Origin of the sequence: Knoellia koreensis (assembly GCF_013041615.1) — a bacterium.
GTDB classification, from domain to species: Bacteria; Actinomycetota; Actinomycetes; order Actinomycetales; family Dermatophilaceae; genus Pedococcus; species Pedococcus koreensis.
In genome coordinates, this window is record NZ_JABEPQ010000001.1 from 209,808 (window position 1) to 228,550 (window position 18,743).

Here is an 18,743-nt window from a genome sequence, read left to right on the forward strand (position 1 = left end):
AGGCTCCTTTGTGTTCCGTGTGAATCGGTTGGTGGCCCTGTTCACCCGCGGGCCCCGCGGGGGACTGTCAGGGCAGGACGACGACCTGCGCGGCATACACCAGACCGGCGCCGAAGCCGATCTGCAGGGCGAGCCCACCGTGTGCCACTTCACCCTCGCGCAACATGCGCTCGGTTGCCAGCGGGATCGAGGCGGCCGAGGTGTTCGCGGTCTGGGCGATGTCGCGGGCGACGGGGATGTCCGGGGGCAGCTTGAGCTGCTTGATCATCGCGTCGATGATTCGCATGTTCGCCTGGTGGGGGATGAACGCGTCGAGGTCCTCGGCCCGCACCCCGGCTGCGTCGAGCGCCTTCTGGGCCACCGGCGCCATGCCCCACACGGCCCAGCGGAAGACGGACTGGCCTGCCATGCCGATGGCCGGGCTGCCGATGCCACCGGACTCCTTGAGCTCGACCCAGGAGTCGCGCTGGCTGATCGTCTGCCACTGCGAGCCGTCCGAGCCCCACACCGTCGGCCCGATGGCCGGGGTGTCCGACGGGCCCACGATGGCCGCGCCGGCGCCGTCGCCGAAGATGAACGCGCTGCCGCGGTCGGTCGGGTCGGTGAAGTCGGACAGCTTCTCGACACCGACGACCAGGACGTGCTGGGCGCTGCCGCCGCGGACCATGTCGCTGGCGACGCTGATGCCGTGGCAGTAGCCGGCGCACGCGGCACCGATGTCGAACGCGGCACCGCGGATGCCGAGCCGGTCGGCGAGCATCGGTGCGGCGGCCGGGGTCTGGTAGGGGTGGGTGACCGTGGCGACGACCACCGCGTCGACCTGGGCGGCCTCGAGCCCGGCGGCCTGCAGCGCCTCCCGGCTCGCGGCCTCGGCCATGTCGACGACGGACTCGTCCTTGGCGGCGAACCGGCGCTCCTTGATGCCCGAGCGCTCCTGGATCCACTCGTCGCTGGAGTCGATCGCCTCGATGATCTCGGAGTTGGGCACGACCCGCTCGGGCCGGTAACCGCCGACGCCCATGATGCGCGAGAAGGCGGCTCCGGTCGGCGCCGAGATCGTCCCGGTGCCCTTGATGGTCGGTGGTGTCATGTCAGGCTTCCTGCTCTCGCGACGAGTGCTCACGGATCAGCGTGCGAGCCGCCTCGAGGTCGTCGGGCGTCTTCACCGCCAGGGTGGCCACCCCGGGCATCGCGCGCTTGGCGAGACCCACGAGGGTGCCGGCCGGGGGGAGCTCGATCAGCGCGGTGACGCCGAGGTCGAGCATGGTCTGCATGCACTGGTCCCAGCGGACCGGGTTGCTCACCTGGTTGACCAGGCGGGTCAGCGCGTCGGCGCCACCGGAGACTGCGGCTCCGTCGGCGTTGGACAGCAACGTCACGCCCGGGTCGCTCACCTCGAAGTCGGCGCTCAGCGTGCGCAGCGAGTCGACGGCGGGTGCCATGTGCTCGGTGTGGAAGGCGCCGGCGACCTTGAGCGGGATGACCCTGGCCTTCGCGGGCGGGGCGGCGGCGAGGGCGGCCAGCTGCTCCAGGGTGCCGGCGGCGACGGTCTGCCCGGCACCGTTGGCGTTGGCCGGGGTCAGGCCGTGACGCTCGAGCGCCTCGGCCACCTCGGCCGGGTCGCCGCCGAGGACGGCGCTCATGCCGGTCGGGGTGACGGCCGACGCCTCGGCCATGCCCTTGCCGCGCTCGCGCACGAACGTCATCGCCTCGTCGTCGGACAGCACGCCGGCGAAGGCGGCCGCGGTGATCTCACCGACCGAGTGCCCGGCCGTGACGTCCGCGCCACCGGCTGCTGCGCCGTCGGGGAACAGCACCGAGGTCGCGGCGAGGCCCGCACCGACGATGAGCGGCTGGGCGACCGCGGTGTCCTTGATCGTGTCGGCGTCCGACGTGGTGCCGTGGGCGACCAGGTCGATGCCGGCGACCTGCGACAGCGACTCGAGCCGGCTGCGGAACTCGGGGAGTTCCAGCCAGGGCGCCAGGAAGCCGGGGGTCTGGGAGCCCTGTCCAGGGCAGACGATGGCGAGCACGTGACCAGCCTCGCCGGTCGACGGTGGGGGAGGCGTCACCGTTCGGTACGAACTTGGCCGACCCGCTTTGTGGGAAACCTCCAAAATGCGCACGGTATGCCGCGTCGTCGTCAGCCGGGTGTGGCGCGCCTCACGACGCCGCCGGGACGGCTCAGCCGACCCAGCCCCAGCGCGATCCGCACGGTGTGCGCGTCGTGCGGGTCGGTGAGCTGGTACCCCGTCAACTCGGCGATCCGGCCGAGCCGGTAGCGGACCGTGTTGGGGTGGACGAACAGCACCCGGGCGGTGCCCTCGAGGCCGCCGCCGGTCTCGAGGTAGGCCGATGCCGTGTCCAGCAGGCCACTGCCTGCGGTCGACAACGGGTGCCAGATGCGGTCGAGCAGCAACGCCCGCGCCGGCGCGTCCCCGACGAGCACGCGCTCGGCCAGGAGGTCGTCTGCGGCGACCGGCCGGGGCGCCGCCGGCCACGCCTGGGCGCAGCTCTGCCCGGCCAGCGCCGCGCGCGCCGAACGGCCGGCGGCGAACAGGTGGGGGACCGTGGGCCCGACGACGAGCGGCCCGTCGCCGAAGTGGTCGTCCACGGATCGGGCCGCGCTCATGGGGTCGTCGACGTTGCCGAAGATGCACACGAGTCGCCGGCCCTGCACCGCGGCCAGGGTGTCGACCCCGATGCGCTCAGCGGCACGCCGCAGCCCGTCAACCACGCCTGCGGGACTGCCGTGCGGGGTGCTGCCCGCGACCACCGCAACCCGGGTGGTCGAGCCCCAGCCGAGCGCCGCCGCCCGCGACTGCATCGAGTCGTCGGCCTCGCCACGCAGCACCGCGTCGACGACGAGTCCCTCGAGCCGGGCGTCCCAGGCGCCGCGCGCCTCGGCCGCCTGCGCGTAGACCTCCGCGGCGGCGAACGCGATCTCGCGCGAGTAGCGCAGCACCGCCTCGCGCAGCGCCTGCTCCTCGCCCGGCTCGGCGAGCGCGGTCGCGTCCTGCTCGACGACGTCGACCACCGACCGGACGAGGTCGAGGGTCTGGCGCAGGGTGATCGAGCGGGTCAGCTCGCGCGGCGCCGTCCCGAACACGTCGGCCGTCACCGGGGTCTGGTCGCCGCCGTCGCGCAGCCACGCGATGAACGCGGCGATGCCCGCCTGGGCCACCAGGCCGACCCATGACCGGTCCTCGGCGGACAGGGCGCGGTACCACTCGTGGCTGGCCTCCATCCGTCGCGTCGCACCCGAGGACAGCTCGCCCGCCGCGGCCTCGACCCGGCGCAGCGAGGCGCGGGACAGGTCGAGGTGGGCGGCCGGCATACGGGGAGTCTATTTGTATGCCGCCCACAACGGCCCGCGCCCGGCACCGAGCCTTTGCCAGCCCTTCACCCCGGTGCCACTGGCACGTCGCCCGCGGCACCCGGCGGCCTTCCTAGCGTCGCGGTCATGAAGCGAACCCTGTCCCTGCTCATCGCAGGAGCTGCCATGACCACGCTCGCCCTCCAGGCGCCGGCGACCGCCGCACCGGTCGCGGAGCGCACGCCTGCGGCGTCGAAGGCGAAGACCACCACCCCGCTCGTCATCGGGCACCGCGGCGCCTCGGGCTACCGGCCCGAGCACACGCTGGCGTCCTACGAGCTCGCCGCCCGGATGGGCGCCGACTTCATCGAGCCCGACCTCGTGTCCACCAAGGACGGTGTCCTCGTCGCCCGCCACGAGAACGAGATCGGCGGCACCACGGACGTCGCCAACCACCCGGAGTTCGCCAGCCGCAAGACCACCAAGGTGGTCGACGGTGCGCGGCTGACGGGCTGGTTCACCGAGGACTTCACCCTCGCCGAGCTGCGCACCCTGCGTGCCAAGGAGCGGCTGCCGCAGGTGCGCCAGGAGAACACCATGTACGACGGCCTCTGGCAGGTGCCGACCTTCCAGGAGGTCCTCGACCTGCGCGCACGCCTGTCCAAGGAGCTCGGCCGCACCATCGGCGTCTACCCGGAGACCAAGCACCCCACCTACTTCCGCTCCATCGGGTTGCCGCTGGAGGACCCGCTGGTGGCCCAGCTGCGCAAGGCCGGCCTCGACAAGGCCAAGGCGCCCGTCTTCGTCCAGTCCTTCGAGCTGACCAACCTCATCGAGCTGCGCACGGCCTACCGCGTCAAGGCGCCACTGGTGTTCCTCACCTCGGCGTCGGGTGCGCCCTACGACCTCAAGTCCAGCGGTGACCCGCGCACCTACAAGGACCTCACCTCGGCGGCCGGGCTGCGCTCGATCTCCCCGTGGGTCAACGGAATCGGGCCCGACAAGAACCAGGTGATCCCGCGTGACCCGGACGGCACGCTCGGCACGCCGACCAGCCTGGTGAGGGACGCGCACGCGGCCGGCCTCAAGGTCCACCCCTACACGTTCCGCAACGAGAACCAGTTCCTGCCCGTGGACTACCGCGTCGGCACCGACCCGACCGCCTACGGCCGCGCCATCGACGAGCAGGTGGAGTTCCTCAAGACCGGCATCGACGGGTTGTTCACCGACAACACCGACACCGGGGTCATCGCCCGCAAGGAGTTCCTCGGCCGCGACTGAGTCGTCGCCCGAGGGTCCTCGGCTCAGACGTGGTCGCGCCAGGAATGGCGCGGGTCGTAGCCGAGGACCCGTCGGGCCTTGTCGATGGCGAGGAGCGTCTCGTGCTCGCCGAGCTCGCGGCGCACCTCGACGCCGGGGAACTCCTGCGCCATCAGCGAGGCGCTCGACCGGCTCATCACCGTGTCGGCGTTCGCGATGATGAACACCTCGGCGCCGGGTACGTCGTAGGCCAGGGCGCGCTCGACGGCCTGCGCGCCGTCACGGGCGTCGATGTAGCCCCACAGGTTCCAGCGTCGCAGCGCCGGGTCGTCGTCGAAGGCCGGGAACTGCGCGTAGTCCTGCACCTCCATGACGTTGGAGAACCGCAGCCCGATCGCGACCAGCTCGGGGTCCCAGCGGCAGAAGTGCCGGGCCATCTCCTCCTCGAGCGTCTTGTTGAGCGAGTACGTGGACTCGGGCCGGGGCGCGTACTCCTCGTCAACGGGGGCGTACGGCGGTGGGGTGTCGAAGGGCAGGCCGAGCACGGTCTCGCTGGAGGCCCAGACCACTGTGTGGATCCCGAGCGCACGGGCCGCGGCGAAGATGTTGTAGGTGCTGGACGAGTTGTTGGCGAACGTCACCGCGTTGGAGTGCAGGCCCGGCTGGGGGATCGCCGCCAGGTGCACCACCGCGTCGACCGGCCGCGCGTGCTCGTCGACGCTCCCCGACAACGCGTCTACGACCTGCCCGTAGTCCGTCAGGTCGACGAGCATGAACTCACCCTCGATGTCCCGCGGGTCCCGCCCACCGGCCCGGTCGACGGCCAGCACGTCGACGCCGAGGTCACGCAGGTGGGTGACGACGGCGCGGCCGAGCTTGCCGGTGGCCCCGGTGACGACGACGCGGCGAGGAAGGGTGCTGTGTGGGGTGGAGGTCATGGGGTCCATCCTCGCCGTCGCGGACGCGTCTCGCACCCGATAGAGGTATGCCGCCCGCTCACGTGAGCGGGCGGCATACCTTTGTGTGCCAACGGATTTGGCGTGGTCAGCTCTCTCCGCCGGCGTTGCCGGACGTGCCGGCGGTGACGTCGAGCAGGCGGTAGCGCTGGGCTGCCTCACGGGCGACGGAGGCGTCGACCTCGCCGCGCTCCACCAGCATCTGCAGGGCCCGCACCGCGACCGACGGGCCGTCGATGTGGAAGAACCGGCGCGCCGCCGGGCGGGTGTCGGAGAAGCCGAACCCGTCCGCCCCGAGGGAAGCGAAGTCGTTCGGCACCCACTGCGCGATCTGGTCCTGCACCTGGCGCATGTAGTCGGACACCGCCACCACCGGGCCACGCGTGCCCTGCAGCTTCTCGGTGACGAACGGGGTGCGGGCCTCACCGTCGGGGTGGAGGAACCGCTGCTCATCGGCGGCCATCGCGTCGCGGCGCAGCTCGCTCCACGACGTCACGGACCACACGTCGGCGACGACGCCCCAGTCGTTGCGCAACAGCTCCTGGGCCTCCAGGGCCCACGGCACACCGACACCGGAGGCGAGCAGCTGCACCCGCGGCGCGTCCGGGCCGAGCCCGTCCTCGATGCCGGGGGCGAAGAGGTACATGCCCTTGAGGATTCCCTCGCGGTCGACGTTCTCCGGCTCGGCCGGCTGCACCATGGGCTCGTTGTAGACGGTCAGGTAGTAGATGAGGTTCTCGTTCTCACCACTGTCCTGGCCGTACATGCGGCGCAGGCCTTCCTCCATGATGTGCGCGATCTCGTAGGCGAAGGCCGGGTCGTAGGACACGACGGCCGGGTTGGTCGCGGCGAGCAGCTGGCTGTGTCCGTCGGCGTGCTGCAGCCCCTCACCGGTGAGGGTGGTGCGGCCGGCGGTGGCGCCGATGAGGAACCCGCGGGTCATCTGGTCGGCGGCCGCCCAGATCGAGTCACCCGTGCGCTGGAACCCGAACATCGAGTAGAAGACGTAGATCGGGATCATCGGCTCGCCGTGGGTGGCATAGGAGGTGCCCGCGGCAGTGAAGGCCGCCAGCGACCCGGCCTCGTTGATGCCGAGGTGCAGGATCTGCCCCTGCTCGGACTCCTTGTAGGCGAGCATCAGCTCGGCGTCGACCGAGGTGTAGTGCTGGCCGTGCGGGTTGTAGATCTTGATCGTCGGGAAGAAGGAGTCCATGCCGAAGGTGCGTGCCTCGTCCGGGATGATCGGCACGACCCGCTTGCCGAACTCCTTGTCGCGCATGAGCTCCTTGAGCAGCCGGACGAACGCCATCGTCGTGGCGACCTCCTGCTTGCCGGTGCCCTTCTTCACCACGTCGTAGGCCTTGTGGTCGGGCAGCTTCAGCGGGGCGTGCTCGACCTTGCGGATCGGCAGCCCGCCGCCGAGCTTCTCGCGGCGCTCGCGCAGGTACTTGATGGCCGGGTCGTCCGGACCGGGGTTGTAGTACGGCGGCAGGTAGGGGTCCTTCTCCAGCTGCTCGTCGGAGATCGGGAGCTTGAGGCCGTCGCGCAGACCCTTGAGGTCGTCGAGGGTCAGCTTCTTCATCTGGTGGGTCGCGTTGCGCCCGGCGAAGTGGGTGCCGAGGCCATAACCCTTGATGGTCTTGGCGAGGATGACCGTGGGCTGGCCGGTGTGGTTCATGGCTGCCTGGTATGCCGCGAAGACCTTGCGGTAGTCGTGGCCGCCGCGCTTGAGCTTCCACCAGATGTCCTCGTCGGACCAGTCCTTGACCATGTCGCGGGTGCGCGGGTCGCGGCCGAAGAAGTGGTCGCGGACGTACTTGCCGTCGTTGGCGCGGAACGTCTGGTAGTCGCCGTCGCTCGTGGTGTTCATGAGGTGGACCAGTGCGCCGTCGCGGTCGGCGGCGAGCAGCGGGTCCCAGCCGCGGCCCCAGACGACCTTGATGACGTTCCAGCCGGCGCCACGGAAGAAGGCCTCGAGCTCCTGGATGATCTTGCCGTTGCCGCGCACCGGGCCGTCGAGCCGCTGGAGGTTGGCGTTGATGACGAAGGTGAGGTTGTCGAGCTCCTCGTTGGCCGCGAGCTGGAGCAGGCCGCGCGACTCCGGCTCGTCCATCTCGCCGTCACCGAGGAACGCCCAGACGTGCTGCTGGCTGGTGTCCTTGATGCCGCGGTTGTGGAGGTACTTGTTGAACTGGGCCTGGTAGATCGCGTTCATCGGGCCGATGCCCATGGACACCGTCGGGAACTGCCAGAAGTCGGGCATGAGCCGCGGGTGCGGGTAGGACGGGAGGCCGACCGGCTGGCCGCCGACGATGTGGCTCTTCTCCTGCCGGAAGCCGTCCATCTGGTCCTCGGTCAGGCGGCCCTCGAGGAACGCGCGAGCGTACATGCCGGGGGAGGCGTGGCCCTGGAAGAACACCTGGTCGCCGCCACCCGGGTGGTCGACGCCGCGCCAGAAGTGGTTGAACCCGACCTCGTAGAGGGTCGCGGCCGAGGCGTACGTGGAGATGTGGCCGCCGACGCCGACACCCGGGCGCTGGGCACGGTGCACCATGACCGCGGCGTTCCAGCGCAGGTAGGCGCGGTAGCGGCGCTCGACCTCCTCGTCACCGGGGAACCACGGCTCCTGCTCGGGCGCGATGGTGTTGATGTAGTCGGTCGCCGTCAGCGACGGGACCCCGACCTGCTGCTCGCGGGCGCGCTCGAGCAGCTTGAGCATCACGTAGCGGGCCCGGTTGCGGCCGCCGGCCTCGATGACACCGTCGAGCGACTCGAGCCACTCCTGGGTCTCGTCCGGGTCGATGTCCGGGAGCTGGCTGGGGATGCCGTTGAGGATGGGTCCGGCTTCCTCGCGTGCGGCCACGGTCGTGGGTCCTTTCTCGCGCTTGGGTCGCGGGGTTGCCTGCGACCTCTTCCATCTTCCACCCCCGCGAGGCGTGGGTCACAACCGGCGGTGGCTACTGGCCAGTATGCGAAGCGAGCCCCAGCCGCTGCCCACCGGCATACACGGTCATCCGGGGGTCACGGGTGAAGCCCACGAGCGTCAGCCCCGAGGTGCGCGCGAGCTCGACCGCGAGCGACGACGGCGCGGACACGGCGACGAGCGCGGGGATGCCCGCCATCACTGCCTTCTGCACCAGCTCGAAGCTCGCCCGTCCACTGACGACCAGGACGTGACCGGACAACGGCAGCAGCCCTTCGCGTCCGGCCCACCCGATGACCTTGTCGACGGCGTTGTGCCGGCCGACGTCCTCGCGCACCACCAGTGGCTCGCCGTCGGCGGTGAAGATGCCCGCTGCGTGCAACCCACCGGTCTTGTCGAACACCTTCTGCTGCTCGCGCAGCCGCCCCGGCAGGCCGACCACCACCTCCGGTGAGAGTCGCACGGAGTCGTCGGCGACGGCATACGGGCTCGTGGCGGTGATGGCGTCGACGCTCGTCTTGCCGCACACGCCGCAGGCACTGCTCTGGTAGCCGCTGCGGGCGGTGCGGTCGAGGTCGGGCACGACGCCGGGGGTGAGCGTCACGTCGACGACGTTGTAGGTGGGAGAACCGGATTCGTCCTCGTCGAGGCAGTGCATGAGCTGTGCGACGTCGGTCGGCTTGGTCACCACCGCCTCGGTGAGCAGGTTGCCGAGGGTGAGGTCGAAGTCGTCGCCCGGAGTGCGCATGGTGACCGTGATGGTCTGGCCGCCGACCCTGATCTCGAGCGGCTCCTCGACGGCGAGCGTGTCCGGGCGGCGCGTCTCGCGCACCGTGCCGTCGACGACCTCCACACGCGTGCTCGGCACCCGCTGCGTCACTCGTCCCATGGTTCGAGGGTATGCCGCGTGGTCGCCGTGGGCGCGCGGCGGTGTGGCTCATGGGGTACGGGTGGAAGAACGTGCACGCCCTCAGGTGGGGATGGAGGGGTGCCAAGGCTGGCGGTCGGTTGCCGTACGGCTGGCCGCTGCACCAACGACGGCAAATATTGTGAGCACAGTCGCGTACCAAGTGACCTACAAGCAATATCACCGGCAGAGTTACTGAGCTTGGCCCAACTTGAAGGACGGACGCTGTGAACGATGGTCAATGGGACTGCCTAAACGGCTTGCTCCGCAACGCCCTGGCCGAAGTTCGGTGGAGGATGCCGGGCCTTTCCGAACAGGACCTGGATCGCTTAGGAGATGAACTGACGGACCGCCTCATTGATGACGTGGTGGTGGTGAGCGGTGCCCCAAGGGAATGAGAACACGCGCGGCGGCAAGTGAAGCTCCCACGGCCGGATGGTGGCAGTTCATGGGTGGCGACAGTGCCGAGCACTTGGTCAATGTGACCGACCGACACCACGGCCTGCGGGTGCGGTTAGGTTGGGGGAGTGACCGACCCGCTGGACCCGTCAGCCACCGCGCCCACCGTTGCGACGGGTCCCGTCGCGCCGAGCACACCCGACGTCACGCTCTTCGGTGACGGAGGACTCGACTGGCGCCCCGTGTCGCCGAAGCTGGCGACCGCCCGCTTCGTCGTGCTCGGCTGCGTCGCCGTGCTCCCGCTCCTCGGGGCGCTCGCGCTGGCGATCTTCGTGAGCGCGTGGCTGTGGCTCGCCGTGGCGTTCGTCGTGGTCGTCGTGGGCTGGGTCGCGTGGGTGATCGGCCGGCAGGTGCCGATGATCAGCTGGGCCGAGACGGCCGAGGAGCTCGTGATCCGCAAGGGCCGGCTGTTCCGCACCGTCGTGAGCGTGCCCTACGGCCGGTTGCAGTTCGTCGACGTCCAATCCGGCCCGCTGGCGCGGAAGTTCGGCATGGCCACCGTCGAGCTGCACACGGCATCGCCGGAGAGCGGCGGGCAGATCCCGGGACTGCCCACAGAGGTGGCCGAGCAGCTGCGCGAGCGGCTGGCCGCGCGGGGTGAGTCGCAGCGGGCCGGCCTGTGACCGACACGCCAGAGTCGACCGCGCCGCCAGAGCCGCACGATGGCGGCCAGCCGTGGCAGCGGCTGCACCCGTTGTCTCCGTTGCTGCGTGGCGGCATCGCGTTCGTGGCGGTGCTCGCCTACGTCCTGTCCCAGCAGCTCGACACGATCTTCGGTGCCGAGCGCGAGGACCCGACCTTCGGGCACCTGTGGTGGGCGGTGCTGGCCGTCGTCGTGGTCCTGCTGCTCATCGTCGCCGGGGCGTGGGTGTCGTGGCGCTTCTCCCGCTTCCGCCTGACCCCGACGCTCATCGAGCTGCGCACCGGGTTCGTCTTCCGCCAGCACCGGCAGGTGCGGTTCGACCGCATCCAGGCCGTGGACATCGGACGTCCTTTGCTGGCAAGGCTTTTCGGCTTGTCCGAGGTGGTCGTGCAGTCAGCTGGCGGCAAGGACTCCAACCTCAAGCTGTCCTACCTCACCGACGCGGCGGCCCAGCGGATGCGTGAGGAGCTCATCGAGCTCGCACGCCACAGTGACGAGGAGGCGCCGCACCGGCGCGCGGCCGGCGACGCGGCATACGCGGGCTCGTCGCAGACGACCACGCTGACCCAGCCGGCCGACGACCACGCGACCCAGGTGCTCGCGGTGCCCAACTCACGCATCGTGCAGTCGATCCTCTACAGCGGGCCTGCGCTGACCTTCCTTCTCGCGGCGCCCGCGCTGGTCGTCTCCCTCGTCCTCGGAGCCCCCGGCATGGTCGCCTGGCTCGGTCCGATGACGCTTGCGATCGGCGGCGGGTTGCTCAAGCGGCTCACGAAGGAGGCGAATTTCCAGCTCCTCCACGAGGGCGACCGGCTGCGAATCCGCCACGGCCTCACCGACATCCGCACGACGACAGTGCCCTTGCACCGCATCCAGGCGATCGAGGTGAGCCAGTCGCTGCCGTGGCGGTTCCCGGGGTGGTGGCGCATCCAGGTCAACGTCGCAGGCGTGGGCGGCAGCGATGACGACGACACGGAGAACGTGCTGCTGCCCGTGGGTCGCATGGACGAGGCGCTGCGGGTGCTGACATTGGTTCGCCTGGACCTGCCGGAGGAGGCGGCCGTCGCGGCGATGACGGGGGAGGGTCCTCACGGTGGCTTCGTGACCGCGAGCGAACGAGCCAAGCCGTTCGACCCGCTCAGCTGGCGACGGCGCGGGTATGCCGCCCTCCCGGACGAGGTCGTGACGCGTCGGGGCGTCCTGTGGCGCTCGGTGCAGGTGGTGCCGCACGCGCGCATCCAGTCGCTCACCATCTCGCAGGGGCCGTGGGAGCGCCGCCGGGGCGTGGCCTCGGTCAAGCTGGTGTCCACACCGGGTCCGGTCGGGCCCGCGGTCGAGCACCTCGACGTCGAGGAGGCGCTGCGCCTCCTCGACGAGCAGGTGGTGCGCTCCAGCGAGGCCCGTCGCCTCGCCGCCAGACCGGCCTGAGCAGGGGATTCTTGGGCGACTCGGTTGAAAATCCCGCCGAGGCGCGGTGGACTGTCCCGCAACCGGTCCACGTGAGGGATGGAGAAGGGTGTGAGCACGCCAGCGCAGTCCGCGCTGCAGGCATCGGTGAGCCGACTGGGCATCACCGAGGGTCAGGTGGTGCAGGAGTTCGGCTACGACAGCGACGTGGACGACGACTTCCGGTTCGCACTCGAGGACCTCGTCGGCTCCGAGCTGGAGGACGAGGACTACGGCGACGTGGCCGACGCCGTCCTCATCTGGTGGCGGGACGACGACGGTGACCTCGTCGACGCGGTGGTCGACGGGCTCACCAACCTCGCCGAGGGCGGGTCCATCGTGGTCCTGACACCCAAGTCCGGGCGCCCCGGACACGTGGACGCCAGCGACATCGAGGAGGCCGCGACCACGGCCGGCCTGCACACCTCCGGCGCCGTCAACGCCTGCGAGGACTGGACGGCGACCCGGCTGGTCGCTCCCAAGTCGGCGCGGCGCTGACCGCACTGCCACACTGACCGACATGACCTCGCCCACCTCGACGACGCAGCCGAGCTCGCCCCTCGCCCCCGGCGACACCGCACCGGACTTCACGCTCAAGGACCAGAACGGCCAGGACACCTCGCTGGCGCAGTTCCGCGGCGACAAGAACGTCGTGCTCGTCTTCTACCCGTTCGCGTTCTCCGGCATCTGCACCGGCGAGCTGTGCGAGATCCGCGACAACCTCGGCGCCTTCGTCGACGCCGACGTCCAGGTGCTCGCCATCTCATGCGACCACATGTTCAGCCAGCGGGCGTGGGCCGACAAGGAGGGCTACTTCTTCCCGCTGCTGTCCGACTTCTGGCCGCACGGCGCGGTGTCGAGGGCCTTCGGGGTCTTCCACGAAAGCGCCGGGGCGCCCATCCGCGGCACCTTCCTGGTCGACCGTGACGGTGTCATCCGCTGGTCGCTCGTCAACGACATCGGCCAGGCGCGCGACTTCTCCGGCTACCACGAGGCGCTGGCCGCCCTGCGCTGAGCCGTCCACTACGCTCGGGCACCGGGGCCTGTAGCTCAGTTGGTAGAGCGCCACGTTTACACCGTGGATGTCGTCGGTTCGAGCCCGGCCGGGCCCACGTGCGACAGCTGAATCTCGGTGACGTGGTCCGCGCCCTCGACGGGCTCTACCCGCCTGACACGGCGCAGTCGTGGGACCGGGTCGGGCTGGTCACGGGCGACCCCACCCAGCCCGTGACCCGCATCCACTTCGCGGTCGACCCCACGATGGCGGTCGTCGAGGAGGCGCGCGCGCTCGGCGCGGACCTCCTGGTGACCCATCACCCGCTGCTGCTGCGCGGCATACACGGGGTCGCCACGACGACGGCCAAGGGGGCGACCGTCACCTCGCTCATCGTCGGAGACGTCGCGCTCTACGTCGCCCACACCAACGCCGACGTCGCTGACCCGGGCGTCAACGACGCGCTCGCGGCCGCGTGCGGGCTCACCGACGTGGGGCCGCTCGCCGAGGTCGAGGGCCAGCCCCTCGGCCGGCTCGGGCGGCTGCCGTCCCCCATGACACTGGCGGAGTTCACCCAGGCCCTGTATGCCGCGTTGCCGGCTGCCGCGGGTGGCCTGCGGGTCGCCGGGCCGCCGGACGCGAGCGTGGAGACCGTGGCGGTCATGGGCGGGGCGGGGGACGACATGTTCGAGCACGTCCGCGCGTCCGGGGCCGACGTCTACGTCACCGCCGACCTGCGCCACCACCCGGTGCTCGAGGCGCGCGAGGAGGCGCGCGGAGGCACGCCCTACCTCGTCGACGCCGGTCACTGGGCGACCGAGTCGCTGTGGCTGGAGGGTGCGGCGCAGCGGGTGGTCGACGCCCTTGCTGGGCAGGGCCACGACGCCTCTACAGTGGACACCCACATCAGCACACTGCGCACCGACCCGTGGGACTTCGTGGTCGGTGCCGAGCCCGCGCCAAGCGCTCCCGGAGGTACGTCCTGAACGCCGACCCGTCCCGTCAGCTGCGACTGCTCGACCTGCAGGCGATCGACACCCGGCTCGACCAGCTGGCCCACGCCCGCAAGACGCTCCCGGAGCACGCGCAGGTTGCCGAGCTGCAGACCAAGGCCGACGGCGTCGACGGGCTGCTGGTGCGGGCGCGCACCGAGCTCGGTGACGTCCAGCGTGAGGTGGCCAAGGCCGAGGCGGACGTCCAGCTCGTGCGTGACCGCGCCGCCCGCGACCAGGCCCGGCTCGACTCGGGCACCGGGTCGGCCAAGGACCTCACCGCGCTGCAGCACGAGCTCACCTCGCTCGCGCGCCGCCAGTCCGAGCTCGAGGACGTCGAGCTCGAGGTGATGGAGCGGGCCGAGGAGGCCGAGTCGGCCGCCACCCAGCTCGAGGCGCAGCAGGCCGAGATCCGGCGCCAGCTCACGGCTGCCACCGCCGCCCGCGACACGGCGCTCGCCAAGCTCGCGCAGGAGGAGGAGCAGGTGGCGGCGCAGCGGGCCGGCACGGCGTCCCAGGTCGGGGACGACCTCCTTGCCCTGTACGAGAAGATCCGCGAGAGCAGCGGCGGCCTCGGAGCCGCAGCGATCCGGCAGCGGCGGTGCGGTGGGTGCCAGCTCGAGCTCAACGCGGTCGACGTGGCGCGCATCAAGGCGGCCCCCGCCGACGAGGTGCTGCGCTGCGAGGAGTGCCGTCGCATCCAGGTCCGCACGCCCGAGTCGGGCCTCTGACCGGCATGGGGCGAGCGCTCGTCGTCGAGGCCGACGGCGGTTCGCGCGGCAACCCCGGCGTCGCCGGCTGGGGTGCGGTGGTGCGCGATCCGGCCACGGGCTCGGTGCTGTGGGAGGGCGCCGCACCGCTGGGCAAGGCGTCGAACAACGTCGCGGAGTACTCGGGTCTGATCGCGGGCCTGCGCGCTGCCCAGCGCATCGACGCCTGCGCCGACGTCGAGGTGCGGATGGACTCCAAGCTCGTCGTCGAGCAGATGTCCGGCCGATGGAAGATCAAGCACGAGGACATGCGCCGGCTGGCGCTCGAGGCCCGTGACGTGGCCGCCGACCTGGGCGACGCCGGCGGCTCCGTGACCTACACGTGGATCCCGCGCGAGAAGAACAAGGCAGCGGACGCGCTCTCCAACGACGGGATGGACGGCCGCACCATCGACCGGATGGTCGGTGCCGACGAGGCCGTCGAGGAGGTCGTCGACCCCGGTCCGGCCACCGCGCCCCCTCCCGGTGGCCGTGGTGCGGTGACCCGGGTGGTGCTGGTCCGCCACGGCGTCACCGACTTCACCGACGAGGGCCGGCTCGACGGCCGGGGCGGTGCGGACCCGTCGCTCAACGAGACCGGCCGCCGGCAGGCCCACGCTGCCGGCCGCGCCCTGGCCCACCTGCTGGGTGGCGCCCCGGCCCGCGTCGTCACGTCGTCACTGGCCCGCGCGGTCGAGACCGGCGCGGCGGTCGCCGAGGCGATCGGCGCGACGCCCGAGGTAGACCGTGACTGGGACGAGCAGGACTTCGGCGACTGGGACGGCGCGTCGGTTCACGACCTCGCCCGCGACGCGGAGGAGGACCTGCGCGCCCTGCGGGAGGACCCGGCATACGCCCGCCCCGGCGGGGAGACCCACGCCCAGCTGGCCGCGCGGGTCCTGGCGGCCTACGCCCGGGTGGTGGGGGCCGGCGGGACCACCGTCGTGGTCTGCCACCGCAAGCCGATCATGGTGGTGCTGGCCGACGTCCTCGGCATCCCGCACGACAAGGTCTGGCGGCTCGCGGCCGCGCCCGGCTCGCTCACCGCGCTGGAGGTCTGGGAGGACGGCACCGTCTCGGTGGCGTTCACCAACCGCACCTGACGAGACCGAGGTGTCCACTGCATGACCCGACCGTCTCGGCATGTGGCCGAGCGTCCTAACCTTGGCTCATGACCTACGCAGGAGACGTGACGCCGCAGGACGCGTATGCCGCGCTCGTGGCCGACGAGGACGCCGTCCTCGTCGACGTGCGGACCACGGCGGAGTGGAGCTACGTCGGGCTGCCCGACCTGTCCGGTGTCGGCAAGCGGGTCGTGTGCGTCGAGTGGCAACGGTTCCCCGACGGCGCCGTCAACGGCGACTTCGTCGACCAGCTCCAGGACGTCGGTCTGCCCGACGGCGCACCCATCTACTTCCTGTGCCGATCGGGCGTGCGGTCGGTCGCGGCCGCGGAGGCGGCCACCGCGGCCGGTCTCGGCCCGGCATACAACGTCCTCGACGGGTTCGAGGGGCCGCACGACGACCAGGGGCACCGGTCCGTGGCCGGCTGGAAGAACAGCGACCTCCCGTGGCGACAAGGTTGAGTGAGGCACTTCCATGAGCGCAGAGTCCTTGTCCAGCAAGGGATTTCGGCCTGACACCATCGCCGTTCGCGGCGGCCTCGAGCGCAGCAACTTCGACGAGACGGCCGAGGCGCTGTTCCTGACCTCGGGGTTCGTCTACGACAGCGCCGAGCAGGCCGAGGCGGCGTTCAAGGACGAGGTCGAGCACTTCATCTACAGCCGCTACGGCAACCCGACCGTGACGATGTTCGAGCGGCGGCTGGCCGAGCTCGAGGGGGCCCCGGCCTGCTTCGCGACGGCGTCGGGGATGTCGGCGGTCTTCGTGGCTCTGGCCGCGCTGCTGGGTCAGGGTGATCGCGTCGTCGCGTCGCGCGGGCTGTTCGGGTCGTGCTTCGTCATCCTCGACGAGATCCTGCCGCGCTGGGGCGTGGAGACTGTCTTCGTCGACGGGCCTGACCTCGAGCAGTGGCGGGCCGCGTTGTCCGAGCCCACTCAGGCGGTCTTCTTCGAGACCCCCAGCAACCCGATGCAGGAGCTCGTCGACATGCGGGCGGTGAGCGACCTCGCACACGCAGCCGGGGCGCAGGTGGTCGTGGACAACGTGTTCGGCACCCCGGTGTTCTCCAAGCCGTTCGAGCACGGCGCCGACGTCGTCGTCTACTCCGCAACCAAGCACATCGACGGCCAGGGCCGCACCCTCGGCGGGGCGGTACTCGGGTCGAGCGAGTTCATCGACGGCCCGGTGAAGAACCTCATGCGGCACACCGGCCCCTCCATGTCGCCGTTCAACGCGTGGGTCCTCGTCAAGGGCCTCGAGACACTGTCGCTGCGGGTTCGAGCCCAGGCAACCACCGCGCTGACGGTCGCGCGGGCACTGGAGGAGCACCCCAACGTCACCAAGGTCCTCTACCCGTGGCTCGAGTCCCACCCGCAGCATGACCTCGCCACCGCGCAGATGCTCGGCGGCGGCACGGTCGTCACCTTCGAACTCGACGGGGGCAAGGACGAGGCGTTCGCCTTCGTCAACGCCCTGCAGATCGTCGACATCAGCAACAACCTCGGTGATGCCAAGTCGATGGTGACTCACCCCGCCACGACCACGCACCGCCGGCTCACGCCCGAGGCGCGCGCGGCGGTCGGCATCACCGACGGCACGGTGCGCATCTCGGTCGGCCTCGAGGACGCCGACGACCTCGTGGCCGACCTGCAGCAAGCGCTCGAGCGGCTCTGAGCGACCGGCGCGGTTAGGCTCTCGCGCCATGAGTGAGCACGACGGCGCACCCCACCGAGCGCGACCTGGCGCACCACATGGTGCGGATGCAGGGGCGAAACCCGCGCGAGCACGGCCGGTCGGCCAGCCCGCTCGAGCTGTTCTTCGACCTGGTCTTCGTCATCGCCATCAGCACGGCGTCGGCGCAGCTCGCGCACGCCCTGGCCGAGGGTCACATCGGCAGCGGGGTGCTGGCGTTCGCCTTCTGCCTCTTCGCGATCATGTGGGCCTGGGTCAACTTCAGCTGGTTCGCCTCCGCCTTCGACACCGACGACTGGCTCTACCGCCTCACGACCATGCTCCAGATGGTCGGCGTGCTCATCCTGGCCATGGGCATCACGCCGATCTTCACCTCGATCGAGGAGGGCGGGCACCTCGACAACCGCATCCTCGTCGGCGGCTACGTCGTCATGCGGGTCGCCATGATCTTCCAGTGGTTGCGCGTGGCCAAGCAGGACCCCGAGCACCGCGACTGCGCCCTCACCTACGTCAAGTTCATCGCGGCCGCCCAGGTGGGCTGGGTGCTGCTGATCTTCCCCCACCTGTCGCTGGGCCTGACCCTCGCATGCATGCTGCCGCTCTACGCCCTGGAGTTCCTCGGTCCCGTGTTCGCCGAGCGCAAGGGCGAGGGCACCCCGTGGCACCCGCACCACATCGCCGAGCGCTACGGGCTGATCGTCATCATCGCCTTGGGCGAGTGCCTCATCGGCACCATCGCGGCTCTCCAGTCGGTCGTGGAGGAACAGGGCTGGTCGTGGGAGGTGGCGGCCGTCGGCCTGGCCGGGATCGGGATCGCGTTCACCCTGTGGTGGATCTACTTCGCCGTCCCCATGGGGGAGGGTCTGCACGCCAACCGCAGTCGGTCGTTCGTCTTCGGTTACGGACACATCATCATCGTCGCCGCGGTGGCCGCCATCGGAGCCGGACTGCACGTGTGTGCCTACTACCTCGAGCACAAGTCGACGCTGTCGTCGACCGGCACACTGCTCACGGTCATCGTGCCCATGCTGGTCTTCTGGTTCATGCTCATCGCCATCTACACCGCGGTCATCGCCCGCGACCAGCTCCACGTGCGCGAGACGGTCGTCTTCGTCGCGATACTCGCCCTCGCGGTCGTCCTCGCCCAGGTCCATGTGGCGCTCACGATCTGCCTCCTGGTGGCGGCGTGTGCGCTCGTGCCCACCATCGTGACGGACGAACGGCTCGGGGTCAGGGAACGCGAGCAGGCCCTGCGGGACATCGAGTCCTGAGCCGCCCGCCGGTG

General features: G+C 70.8%; 17 protein-coding genes and 1 tRNA gene. 12 read left to right on the forward strand and 6 right to left on the reverse strand.

The genetic code is table 11. From position 1 onward, the window contains the following. Positions 1–67: 67 nt before the first annotated feature. The 3 genes from HJG52_RS01130 to HJG52_RS01140 form a co-directional block, all read right to left on the reverse strand. Positions 68–1,090, reverse strand: a complete 1,023-nt coding sequence (locus tag HJG52_RS01130) for a beta-ketoacyl-ACP synthase III (protein WP_171241747.1) — start codon at positions 1,088–1,090, stop codon at positions 68–70. A gap of 1 nt (position 1,091) precedes the next feature. Further along, on the reverse strand, positions 1,092–2,033 hold the full coding sequence (locus HJG52_RS01135) for an acyltransferase domain-containing protein (RefSeq protein WP_171241748.1): 942 nt from the start codon (positions 2,031–2,033) through the stop codon (positions 1,092–1,094). A 110-nt stretch (positions 2,034–2,143) separates the two neighbouring features. Beyond that, entirely contained in the window at positions 2,144–3,337 is a 1,194-nt protein-coding gene (locus tag HJG52_RS01140) for a PucR family transcriptional regulator (protein WP_240977144.1), read from the reverse strand. Positions 3,338–3,463: 126 nt separating this feature from the next. On the opposite strand from HJG52_RS01140, the gene HJG52_RS01145 reads away from it, so the two are divergent. Continuing rightward, complete coding sequence (locus tag HJG52_RS01145) at positions 3,464–4,597, forward strand: glycerophosphodiester phosphodiesterase (RefSeq protein WP_171241749.1); 1,134 nt, start codon at positions 3,464–3,466, stop codon at positions 4,595–4,597. 23 nt (positions 4,598–4,620) lie between these two features. On the opposite strand, the gene HJG52_RS01150 is transcribed toward HJG52_RS01145, so the two are convergent. The 3 genes from HJG52_RS01150 to fdhD all read right to left on the reverse strand — a co-directional run bounded on the left by HJG52_RS01150 (position 4,621) and on the right by fdhD (position 9,344). Continuing rightward, positions 4,621–5,514, reverse strand: coding sequence for an NAD-dependent epimerase/dehydratase family protein (locus HJG52_RS01150; protein WP_171241750.1), 894 nt, complete (start codon positions 5,512–5,514; stop codon positions 4,621–4,623). A 106-nt stretch (positions 5,515–5,620) separates the two neighbouring features. Continuing rightward, a complete protein-coding gene (aceE, locus tag HJG52_RS01155; protein WP_171241751.1) occupies positions 5,621–8,395 on the reverse strand; it encodes a pyruvate dehydrogenase (acetyl-transferring), homodimeric type in 2,775 nt (924 codons plus the stop codon). A 94-nt stretch (positions 8,396–8,489) separates the two neighbouring features. Then, a complete protein-coding gene (gene fdhD / locus HJG52_RS01160; RefSeq protein ID WP_171241752.1) occupies positions 8,490–9,344 on the reverse strand; it encodes a formate dehydrogenase accessory sulfurtransferase FdhD in 855 nt (284 codons plus the stop codon). A 545-nt stretch (positions 9,345–9,889) separates the two neighbouring features. Between fdhD and HJG52_RS01165 the strand changes: the two genes are divergently transcribed. The 11 genes from HJG52_RS01165 (at position 9,890) to HJG52_RS01215 (ending at position 18,729) form a co-directional block, all read left to right on the forward strand. Beyond that, positions 9,890–10,444, forward strand: a complete 555-nt coding sequence (locus tag HJG52_RS01165) for a PH domain-containing protein (protein ID WP_346767504.1) — start codon at positions 9,890–9,892, stop codon at positions 10,442–10,444. Continuing rightward, complete coding sequence (locus HJG52_RS01170; RefSeq protein WP_171241753.1) at positions 10,441–11,892, forward strand: PH domain-containing protein; 1,452 nt, start codon at positions 10,441–10,443, stop codon at positions 11,890–11,892. The genes HJG52_RS01165 and HJG52_RS01170 overlap by 4 nt, the downstream gene beginning before the upstream one ends. Before the next feature lie 78 nt (positions 11,893–11,970). Beyond that, on the forward strand, positions 11,971–12,408 hold the full coding sequence (locus HJG52_RS01175) for a DUF3052 domain-containing protein (protein WP_171241754.1): 438 nt from the start codon (positions 11,971–11,973) through the stop codon (positions 12,406–12,408). 22 nt (positions 12,409–12,430) lie between these two features. Then, entirely contained in the window at positions 12,431–12,925 is a 495-nt protein-coding gene (locus tag HJG52_RS01180; RefSeq protein ID WP_171241755.1) for a peroxiredoxin, read from the forward strand. A gap of 24 nt (positions 12,926–12,949) precedes the next feature. Further along, positions 12,950–13,022, forward strand: a tRNA-Val gene (locus tag HJG52_RS01185). Position 13,023: 1 nt separating this feature from the next. After that, positions 13,024–13,890, forward strand: a complete 867-nt coding sequence (locus HJG52_RS01190) for a Nif3-like dinuclear metal center hexameric protein (protein ID WP_171241756.1) — start codon at positions 13,024–13,026, stop codon at positions 13,888–13,890. Further along, on the forward strand, positions 13,833–14,627 hold the full coding sequence (locus tag HJG52_RS01195) for a zinc ribbon domain-containing protein (protein ID WP_346767505.1): 795 nt from the start codon (positions 13,833–13,835) through the stop codon (positions 14,625–14,627). The genes HJG52_RS01190 and HJG52_RS01195 overlap by 58 nt, the downstream gene beginning before the upstream one ends. 5 nt (positions 14,628–14,632) lie before the next feature. Beyond that, positions 14,633–15,748, forward strand: a complete 1,116-nt coding sequence (locus HJG52_RS01200; RefSeq protein WP_171241757.1) for a bifunctional RNase H/acid phosphatase — start codon at positions 14,633–14,635, stop codon at positions 15,746–15,748. A gap of 68 nt (positions 15,749–15,816) precedes the next feature. Beyond that, positions 15,817–16,230 (forward strand): rhodanese-like domain-containing protein, encoded by a 414-nt coding sequence (locus tag HJG52_RS01205; RefSeq protein WP_171241758.1) that lies wholly within the window; start codon positions 15,817–15,819, stop codon positions 16,228–16,230. Between the two features lie 13 nt (positions 16,231–16,243). Further along, on the forward strand, positions 16,244–17,440 hold the full coding sequence (locus tag HJG52_RS01210; protein ID WP_171241759.1) for an O-succinylhomoserine sulfhydrylase: 1,197 nt from the start codon (positions 16,244–16,246) through the stop codon (positions 17,438–17,440). A gap of 32 nt (positions 17,441–17,472) precedes the next feature. Continuing rightward, on the forward strand, positions 17,473–18,729 hold the full coding sequence (locus tag HJG52_RS01215) for a low temperature requirement protein A (protein WP_346767506.1): 1,257 nt from the start codon (positions 17,473–17,475) through the stop codon (positions 18,727–18,729). The last annotated feature ends 14 nt before the right edge of the window (positions 18,730–18,743 follow it).